Annotated in this window: 6 protein-coding genes and 1 pseudogene; 5 read left to right on the top strand and 2 right to left on the bottom strand. The window is 69.5% G+C overall.

Going from position 1 to position 9,605, the window contains the following annotated elements:
* A partial coding sequence (locus PHP91_RS16305) for an MFS transporter (protein ID WP_300143205.1) occupies positions 1 to 1,400 on the top strand: 1,400 nt, incomplete at its 5' end.
* 74 nt (positions 1,401 to 1,474) lie between these two features.
* On the opposite strand, the gene PHP91_RS16300 is transcribed toward PHP91_RS16305, so the two are convergent.
* Together PHP91_RS16300 and PHP91_RS16295 are read right to left on the bottom strand one after the other, a co-directional pair.
* Entirely contained in the window at positions 1,475 to 2,068 is a 594-nt protein-coding gene (locus PHP91_RS16300; protein ID WP_300143208.1) for an RNA pseudouridine synthase, read from the bottom strand.
* A gap of 63 nt (positions 2,069 to 2,131) precedes the next feature.
* Positions 2,132 to 2,302 (bottom strand): annotated as a pseudogene (locus tag PHP91_RS16295) (S4 domain-containing protein); the annotation flags it as partial.
* Positions 2,303 to 2,419: 117 nt separating this feature from the next.
* Here PHP91_RS16295 and PHP91_RS16290 point away from each other — a divergent pair.
* From PHP91_RS16290 to PHP91_RS16275, 4 genes are all read left to right on the top strand, one after another.
* Positions 2,420 to 3,406, top strand: coding sequence for an ornithine cyclodeaminase family protein (locus tag PHP91_RS16290; RefSeq protein WP_300143202.1), 987 nt, complete (start codon positions 2,420 to 2,422; stop codon positions 3,404 to 3,406).
* Between the two features lies 1 nt (position 3,407).
* Positions 3,408 to 4,292, top strand: a complete 885-nt coding sequence (locus PHP91_RS16285) for an EamA family transporter (protein WP_300143199.1) — start codon at positions 3,408 to 3,410, stop codon at positions 4,290 to 4,292.
* Positions 4,293 to 4,295: 3 nt separating this feature from the next.
* The gene (locus PHP91_RS16280) at positions 4,296 to 7,445 is read left to right on the top strand and encodes a UvrD-helicase domain-containing protein (protein WP_300143196.1); all 3,150 of its coding nucleotides are present in this window, start codon (positions 4,296 to 4,298) and stop codon (positions 7,443 to 7,445) included.
* Positions 7,446 to 9,605 (top strand): PD-(D/E)XK nuclease family protein (locus tag PHP91_RS16275; RefSeq protein WP_300143193.1); only part of this gene is annotated, 2,160 nt, incomplete at its 3' end.

Here is a 9,605-nt window from a genome sequence, read left to right as displayed (position 1 = left end):
AAAAACTCCGCCAACCCCGACCCGACGAGGCCCCCATGCGCGCCGCCATCCCCCTGCTCCTCCTCTGCACCGGCTTCGCCACGTTCATGGGTCGTCTCGACACCAACATCGTGGGCATCGCCCTGCCCGCCATCGCCGACCACTTCACGGTCGGGGCCGGGGCAGCGGCCGGGCTGATGCTCTACTACCTGCTGGCCATCGCCATGCTGACCATCCCGCTGGGCGTCCTCGGCGACCGGATCGGCTTCCGCCGACTGCTCCTGGCTGGCTACGCGCTCTTCACCCTCTCCTCCCTGCTCTGCGGTCTGTCGGGGAACTTGCCACTGCTGATCTGCGCCCGCTGGCTCCAGGGCGCGGGGTCTGCGATGATGCTCATCTCGGCCTACTCGCTCATCCCCGAACGGCTGCCTCTGAACCAGGTGGGCAGGGCCATGGGCGGCCTGAGCTCCGCCGGGTCCGTGGGCATCCTCATCGGCGCGCCCCTGGGCGGGGTGCTGATCCAATGGCTCTCCTGGCGCTCCATCTTCATGATAAACCTGCCCGCCGGGCTCATCGCGGTATGGCTGGTGTGGCGGCGGCTGCCGCCCGACGACCTTTCGGACCGGGAGCGCGCGCCCTTCGACTGGCCGGGCTGCCTGCTGGCCTCGGGCTGCCTGCTGCTGTGCATTCTGGGGGTGGAGCGGCTCCGCGCGGCCGCCGGGACCGGAGAAGCCGTGGTCCTGATCCTGGCCGGAGCGGCCCTGCTGGCCGGTTTCATGGCCCGGCAGCACCGGGCGGCCCACCCGCTCTTCGACCGGGGATTCTTCGCCGATCTCCTCTACCGGCGGGGATTGGCGGTCCAGGGGATCATGTTCCTGGCCATCGCCGGGCACGGCTTCTCGCTCCCCTTCTACCTGGACCGGGTCCTCGGACTGTCGCACCAGGACGCCGGGCTAACCCTGACGCTCTTTCCCATCGGCGTGGCTGCGGGCTCGACCTACGCGGGCCGCCTGGCCGACAGGCTCCGGCCCTCGTCCGTGCTGCGCTTCGGCGCAGCGGGCAACGCGGCGGTCACGGCCCTGTTCGCCCTGGCCCTGCACCTGGGCGCGGCCCGGTTCATCTATGTCTACCTGCCGGTCATGGGGATGTTCTTCGGCGCGTTCCTCGCCCCGTCGGCCAAGCTGCTCCTGGCCGGGGGCAGGCGTCGCCAGGGATTGGCCACCAGCGTCTTCCACACGGTCAACAACGTGGCCCTGACCTTCGGCGTGGCCGTGAGCGCCCTGGCCCTGACCTGGGGCACAGGGCGGGACCACGCTGCCTCGCACGCGCCGTCGGCCTTCCTGCCGCTCTACACCATGCTCTCGGCCACCTGCCTGCTCGCGGCCATCCTGGCCTTTCGCAACGACCGAAAAAACGCCTGACCCACCAAAAAAGAAGCCCCCGCTCCAGTGGAGCAGGGGCGAAAACGCTATCGGGGAAAGAAGGGGGAAAGACCTCAGAACGGGGCCGACACCTCGGCGGTGAAGCCGGGCAGTTCCACCCTCCGGTGATGCAGGTGCAGGGATTCCCCCTCGCGTCCGTCGCCGTAGAGCGGGTCGCCGATGATGGCGTGGCCGATGGAGGCCAGGTGGGCGCGAATCTGGTGCCGTGCGCCCTTGACGATCAGGCAGGAGACCAGGGAGGTGTCGCGGGCGCGGTCGTGGGACAGGCTCTGCACGTCGGTCCAGCGGCGCGGGTCCTCGTCAGGCTCGTCCAGAACCTTGGTGACCTTCCGGTCCGCCGTGTCCAACCGGCTCCGGACCGTGGCCACGCCGTCAAACCGGCCCCGGACCTCGGCCAGGTAGAACTTGCGGATGCTTCCGTTCTCCTCGGCCGCGCGCCAGGTCTCTGCGGCCGCCTCGGTCAGGGCCACCAGGAGCAGGCCGGAAGTCAAAAAATCCAATCGGTTGAGCAGTACCGGCGTCTCATCCGCAAACATCCGGGGCAGCAGTTCCTCCGCGTTCGGCGCTTCGCGCCCCGCGATGGCGGCGGAGTGCACCCCGCCCGGCTTGTACACGCCCGCAATCCCGCCGTGCCGCTCCACTTCCATCAATCCCAAATCTTCTGGATGCACCGACGTTCCCTCTCCTTTCCAAACCAAGCGCTGTCCGGCGACAACCTTATAGCCAGGCTTGCGAACCCGGCCGTCCACAACCACGCGTCCATCCTCGCAAAGCCGTCGGCGAAGCCGCAGGCCGGAGCCGGGCAGAAGCGCCTCCAGGACCTTGTCCAGCCGCTCCCCGCCACGCCCTTCCGGGACGATCCATTTTTCTTGTTCCAACATTGCCGTACCATAGCCGTCCCGCTCACGGCCCGCAAGAACTTCCCTGTCCATTGACGCACTTCACAAATACGCCTAAAACAAACCTTCCAATCAGAATTCCAGGCGCAAGGAACGGATATGACTACGGAAGTGCTCTGGCTCGCTGCCAGGGAGATCGACGCCCTCGGCGTCTCCATGACACGGATCATGGACGCCGTGGAGGCCGGTTTCGCCACCCTGGGCCGGGGCGAGGGCGATCTGCCCGCCAAGATCGGCATCCACCCGCGCGAGAACGCCTTCATCCACGCCATGCCCTGCCATCTGGGCGGCGCGGTGGACCGCGCGGGCGTCAAATGCGTCGCCGCCTATCCCGACAATCCGGCCAGGGGCCTGCCCTGCATATCGGGCCTGATGCTCCTGCTCGACCCGGCCACGGGCCTGCCGCTGGCGGTCATGGACGCGGCCCGGCTCACGGCCTGGCGCACGGGCGCGGCTTCCGGGGTCTACGCCCGCCACTTCGGCGACCCGGCCGCCACCGACGCGGCCATGATCGGCACGGGCGTCCAGGCCCGGACCAACCTGCTGGCCCTGCGCGAGGCCTTTCCCCGCCTGGCCACGGTCCGCTGCCACAACGTCCGCGAGGCCTCGGCCAGGGCGTTCATGAACGAGATGGGCCCGCGGCTGCCTGGCGTCGCGCTGCGCTTCTGCGCGGACCCGAAGGACGCGGTGGACGGGGCGGACGTGGTGGTGACCTGCACGCCCATGTCCGAGCATCCGCAGCGGTTCATCCGGGGCGAGTGGCTCACGCCCGACTGCCTGGCCATCGCCGTGGACTACGACGCCGCCTTTTGCGCGGACGCGTTCAAGGGCGCGCACTTCACCTGCGACAACCGCAACCAGTACGTCCGGACGCGGGAACTGGGCGTGTATTTTCAAGGCGGATACCCCGGTCCGGCGGACATCGACGCCGACCTGGGGGAAGTGTGCGCGGGGAACGCGCGCGGCGTGCGCCACGGACGGCGGGGCGCTGTGCTCATGGGCATCGCCAGCCACGACGTCATGGCCGCCGATCTCATTTACCGCCGGGCCCTTGAAGCGGGCGTCGGCACCCGGGTGGAGTTGTAGCATGGCGGGTTTTCTCTGGGTCCTGGCCGCCGCCTTCATGTGGGGCGTCATCGGCATCTTCACCAAATACGTCCTGGCCGAGGGAATCACTCCGCTGGAGATAGCCTTCTGGCGCGCCACCCTGGCTTGGGTCATGTTCCTCATCCACGCCACGATCAAAGGCCAGTTAAGGGCGCACCGCTCGGACATGCCCGCCTTGCTCGGCTTCGGCTTCATCTGCGTCACCATGTTCTACGGCTCCTACCAACTGGCCATCCGCGATGTGGGCATGGCCATGGCCGCCGTGCTGCTCTACACCGCCCCGGCCTGGGTGGCCCTGCTCTCCTGGGCCGTGCTCAAGGAGGCCATGACCACGACCAAGGCGCTGTGCGTGGGCATGACCATCGCGGGCGTGGCCTGCATCAGCATCGGGCCCAAGCTGACCAGCGGCGCGGCCTTCCACCTGAACACCTTCGGGCTGGCCGCCGGGCTGATCTCGGGCTTCACCTACGCCCTCTATTACATCTTCGGGAAAAAATACCTGCACAAGTACGCCACGCCGACCATCTTCGTCTACGCTCTGCCCTTCGGCGCGCTGCTGCTCTTCCCGTTCGTGGATTTCCACCCCAAGTCCGCCCAGACCTGGGCCCTGCTCATCGGCATGGCGGCGGTCACCTCCTACGGCGCGTTCAACGCCTACTACGCGGGGCTCAAGATGCTGGACGCCACCCACGCCTCGGTCATCGCCACCTTCGAGCCGGTGGTGGCCGCCGTGGCCGCCTACCTGCTCTTCGGCGAGACCTTCTCCATGTTCGGCTACCTGGGCAGTTGCCTGGTCATCGCGGCCGTGTTCCTGGTCGTCCTCTCCGGCACCCGGGCCGCGCGCACGGTGAGGGACGAGGAGTAAACCATGTCCGAACTCAGGCAGGTCAAGGCGTCCGCGGGATCGGGCAAGACGTACCAGCTCACCCGCCGGTTTCTCGCCCTGCTGGACGGCGCGGACCCGCGCGGTCTGCCCGCCGCCTGTTCCACCGGCCCGCGCACGGGCTACACCTGGCACGAGCTCATGGCCGTGACCTTCACCAACAAGGCGGCCAGCGAGATGAAGGAACGGGTGGTGGCCGCCCTCAAGCGGAGCGCCCTGGAGCTCCGCCCCGAAGGCGAGGAGCCGCCCTGCCCGGCGGCCACGGCCCGCCGCGTGCTCGGCTCCATCCTGCGCAGCTACCACCGCCTGAACATCCGGACCATCGACTCCCTGCTCGCCCTGCTCCTGCGCCTCTTCGCCCTGGAGTTCGGCATCCGCCCGGATTTTCAGATGGCCTTCGACGAATCCGCGCCCTTTGACGCGGTCTACGACCAGTTCATAGGCCGGGCCGAAACCGACGGACCGGAGCGCGACCTCCTGGCGGCCGCCGTCGAGACCCTGGTCACGGCCGAGGGACGCGCCGGGTTCTGGCTCCAGTCCACGGTGCGCGACCGGCTCCTGGAGCTGGTCCGGTTCCTGCGCGACGAGCGCGGCGGGCTGGAGACGGACCAGGCGGCCCTGCGCGGGCTGCTGGCCGCCAACCTGGCGGGCGTGCAGCGCAGCGCCGGGCGACTGCTCGGCCTCCTGACCGACGCCGGGTTGCCCATGGTCCAGGCCTTCGGCAATTTCCTGAACAATTTCGAGTCGGCGGACCTCTTCCATCCGGCCAAGGACTCCGCCTACGCCCGCAAGGACGCACTGGCCGACTGCATCAAGGCGGCGGGCAAGAAGGACGTCACCCCGGTCATGGACGCGGCCTACGCTTCCTTCAAGGAGACCTATGCCGCCTACGTCCGGGACCAGGCCCTGCTCATGGGGGCCCACAACCTTGCGCCCACGGTGAACATCGCCCTCTCCCTGCTCAAGGCCATCCACGACCTCCAGCCGAAACAGGGCGTGGTGCTGGGCGCGGACCTGGCCGGGTTCGTGGACCGGCTGCTCTCGTCCGACGAGGCGGTGTCCGAGGCGTATTGCCGGTTGGGCTGCCGGTTGCACCACCTGCTGGTGGACGAATTCCAGGACACCAGCCGCGCCCAGTGGCGGGCCATCACCCCGCTGGCGGGCGAGTGCCTGGCCAAGGGCGGCTCGCTCTACTACGTGGGCGACGTCAAGCAGGCCATCTACGGCTGGCGCGGCGGGGACCAGGACCTTTTTGACGCGGTGCTGGACCAGGACGGCCTGGCCGAGCTGGCCGCCGTCCGAACGGCCGACACCCTGCCGGACAACTGGCGCAGCTTCAAGAACGTGGTCGCCTTCAACAACGACTTCTTCGGCCGCCTGGAGGACCCGGACGACGCCGGTGAGCTGGCCGACGTCCTGTTCAAGGGCGCGCCAGACGGCTTCCGCGAGGACTTCGCCCGCGAGCTGAACCGCAACTTCCGCGCCTGCGCCCAGTCCCTGCCCGACAAACATGCGGGCACCGAGGGCTACGTGCGCATGACCCGGCTGGAAGGCGGGGACAAGGAAGCGGTGGAGGCCCAGACCCTGGAGGCCCTGTCCGGGCTCATGGACGAGCTGACGGCCCGCCGTCCCTTCCGCGACATCGCGGTCCTGGTGCGCAGCAAGGTGCACGCCGAGCTGGCCTGCGACCTGCTGGTGGAGAAGAACATCCCGGTCATCACGGAGAACAGCCTCCGCCTGGACCGCCATCCCATCGTCCGCCAGTTGGCCGCCTTCCTCGCCTTTCTCGACTTCCCGCGCGACGACCTCTCCTTCCTGACCTTCATCACCGGCCGCGAGGTCTTTCTGGCCGAATCCGGCCTCGATCCCGGCGCCGTGAACAACTGGCTGGCCACTCCCCGCAAGCGCCCCCTGGGCGTCTGCTTCCGCGACGACTTCCCGGACGCCTGGCGGCGGCTCATCGAGCCCTTCTACAACCAGTCCGGCCTGATGACGCCCTACGACCTGACCCAGGAGACCCTGCGCGCCTGCCGGGTCCTGGAACGCCACCCGGACGCCGAGCTCTATGTCCGCCGCTTCCTGGAGGTCGTCCACCTGGCCGAGGAGAACGGCTACGGCTCGCTTTCCGCCTTCCTGGAATACTGGGAGAACCAGTCGGGCGAGGAAAAGGTCCCCCTGCCCGAGAACATCGACGCGGTGCGGATCATGACCATCCACAAGTCCAAGGGGCTGGAATTCCCGGTGGTGGTCGTGCCCTTCCACAATTGGCAGGTCAGGCCGGACAAGGACTACGCGGTCCGGACCATGGACGGCCGCCGGCTCCTGACCCGCATGCGCAAGGACCTCGGCCGCCCGTACTTCGCCAGCCTGGGCCGGGCCGTGCGCGAGCAGCTCAACCTGCTCTACGTGGCCTGGACCCGCGCCCGCGAGGAGCTCTACGGATTCAGCTCCGCGCCCTCGGCCGACCGGCCAGCGCTAACCGCCATGGACCGCTTTCTCGATCTCGATGGCGGCGTCTTCGAACAGGGCAGCCTCCCCGCACCCGGCCGGACCTCCACCGCCGACGCCGCGCCCGAGCCCCGCGACCTCCCCCCGGCCACCGAGCCCGCGCCGCTCATGTCCTGGCTGCCCAGGCTGCGCGTCTACCGCCACAACCTGGACGAATATTTCTACAACGAGCGGATGCGCGGCGAGGTGGCCCACCGGACCATGGAGCATTTGCGCGTCACCGGCGACGACGCGGCGGACGCGGACCGGGCCGTGCGCCTGGCCCTGTACGACTTCCCGGCCCTGGGGGCCCTCACCGAGGCGGAACGGGACCGGCTCGACGCGGACCTGCGGGCCATGGTCGCATGGTCCCTGTCCCTGCCGGACCTGCGGCGCTGGCTGGCCGAGGGCGAGCGCGAGACCGAGGTCATGGACCGGGACGGCAACTTCAAGCGGTTCGACCTGCTCCACCGGGGCGAAACCACGGTGGTGGCGGACTTCAAGACCGGCCGGCCCTCGCCCAAGAACGCGGAGCAGGTGCGGGACTATCTGCGCATCCTGGCAGAGCTGCCGGGCGGCGACGGCCCGCGCGCGGGCTGGCTCATCTACCTGGACCGGCGGGAGATAGTTCCCGTGGAGGAGGCGTAGATGAAACCCATCCTGCTCATCCCCTGGCGCAGCGACTTCCTGGACGGCCTGGGCGAATACCTGGTCGGGCGGCCGGACTTCGGCGAGCTGACCGTGCTCTTCCCGCACAACCGGCCGCGCCGCTACCTCAAGGCGTTCCTCAAGGCCCACCCCGGCCTGCCGCGCCCCTGTTTCCTGCCGCGCATGACCTCCATCGCGGACTTCATCGCCGGGCTGCGGCGCGAGCTGGCCCCGGTCCCGGCCGTCCCGGCCAATCACCTGGACCTGGTGGAGATGCTGCACGGTATCGTCACCGACCTGCGCCGCTCCGGGCGCGGCCTGCTGGCAAGGCTGCCCGAGCTGGACCGGGAAGCGTTCCTGCCCTGGGGGCTGCGCCTGGCCCGGCTCCTGGACGACCTGCTGCGCCAGGGCGTGGAGCCCACGGACCTGACCTACATGGAGGGCGAGGTCTCAGCCTACGCCTCGGCCCTGCTGGAGCAACTGGGTGCCGTGCACCACGCTTACGTCACCGGACTCTTCGAGCGCGGCTGGACCACGCCGGGCCTCGACTGGCGGTTCGTTACCGGCCACATCGCCGAGGTGGCCGCCCGGCTCGAAGGCCGCCCGCTGGTGGCCGCCGGGTTCTACGCCCTGAGCGGCGCGGAGGACCTGTTCTTCCGCCGGTTGTGGGAAGACGGCCTGCTCCTCCCGGTCATCCACTCCGACCCGGCCCTGGCCGAAGGCGGGGCCGCCCACCCGGCCTGCGCCGAGCACGCGGCATGGCTGGCCCGCTGGAAAACCCGGCCGGTCCCGGCAATAGGGTCCGGCAAGGAAGAAAAGCGCGGCGACGGGCCGGACATCCGCTTCGTGGAGGGGTTCGACCGCCACTCGCAACTGGCCGCCCTGGCCGAGGACCTGGCCGCCCTCCCGGCCCTGAACGACACGGCCGTGGTCCTGCCCGACGAGGGCGCGCTCCTGCCCGTGCTGCACCACCTGCCCGAGGGCGACCCGAACATTTCCATGGGCTACCCGCTGGCCCGCACAGCCCTGGCCCGGCTGGTAGAAACCCTGCTCGTCCTCCAGGAAAACCGGCTGGACGACGGCCGCTACCACTGGAAGGACGTCATCGCCCTGATCCGCCACCCCTACCTGCGGCTGCTGGGGCCGGATGACAAGCCGCTGAGGCGCGTCTTCCACCTCTGGGAGGAGGTCATCCGCCGGGGCGACCGCCACCTCGATCCCCTGGCCTGGGACCCGCCCTACGGCGAAAAGGACCTGGCCGAGGCCGACCCGACCGTGGCCGAACCCCTGCGCCGCGAGGTCCTGGCCCGCTGCCTGACCGGCTTCGAGGGCGTGGGCAGCTTCGACGCCCTGGGCAAGGCCCTCAACGGCCTGGCCGAAATGCTCCACACGCACGGCGAGCGGCTCTGGCACACCTACCTGGTGGACGCGGAATGCCTGTTCCGGCTGACCACCTCGGTGGTGCCGCAACTGCGCGGGGCCCAGACCAGCAAGGAGCCCTACGGCCGGTCCACGCTCTTCGCCGGGCTGCGGCGCATCCTGGCGGGCGAGCGCGTCTCCTTCGAGCCCGAGCCCCTGGCCGGGCTCCAGGTCCTGGGCGTGCTGGAAACTCGGCTGCTCCACTTCCGCCGCGTCCGCATCCTGGACGGCGTGGAGGAGCGGCTGCCCGGCACCGATCCCTACGATTCGCTCCTGCCCGACCCGCTGCGCAACCTCCTCGGCCTGCCCGACGCCCGCCAGCGGGACAACGTGGCCGCCTACAACTTCTACCGGCTTCTCATGGGCGCGGACGAGGCGGTCATCCACTACCAGAGCGGCATCCAGCCCGGCCTGCTGGACTCCAAGTCCGTGCGCAGCCGGTTCGTGGAGCAGCTCCTGTGGGAACGGGAACAAAAGGAACGGCGCATCATCGAGCCCGGCGACCCGCTCATCCGCACCGTGACCTTCAAATCGGGCGCGCTGCGCGCCGACGCCCCGGCCATCGGCGTCACGGACGCCATCCGCGACAGCCTGCGAAAAAAACTCCGCGAGCACGGACTGTCGCCCTCGTCGCTGGACCGCTACCTGGTCTGCCCCAAACAGTTCTTCTACAGCTATCTCTCCGGCGTCCGGCCCCTGGCCAAGGTGGAGGAGGAAGGCGACCGGGGCGCGTTCGGCACC

It is taken from the genome of Pseudodesulfovibrio sp. (assembly GCF_028692895.1).
Lineage (GTDB): Bacteria > Desulfobacterota > Desulfovibrionia > Desulfovibrionales > Desulfovibrionaceae > Pseudodesulfovibrio.
The sequence above is the reverse complement of the archived record's forward strand: the minus strand, read 5'-3'. Positions and strand labels throughout refer to the sequence as shown.

What these genes read in the sequence shown, in the direction of transcription:
- PHP91_RS16280 (WP_300143196.1), top strand. Translation starts at nt 4,296, where the DNA reads ATGTCCGAACTCAGGCAGGTCAAGGCGTCCGCGGGATCGGGCAAGACG.
- PHP91_RS16300 (WP_300143208.1), bottom strand. Translation starts at nt 2,068, where the DNA reads ATGGAAGTGGAGCGGCACGGCGGGATTGCGGGCGTGTACAAGCCGGGC.
- PHP91_RS16285 (WP_300143199.1), top strand. Translation starts at nt 3,408, where the DNA reads ATGGCGGGTTTTCTCTGGGTCCTGGCCGCCGCCTTCATGTGGGGCGTC.
- PHP91_RS16290 (WP_300143202.1), top strand. Translation starts at nt 2,420, where the DNA reads ATGACTACGGAAGTGCTCTGGCTCGCTGCCAGGGAGATCGACGCCCTC.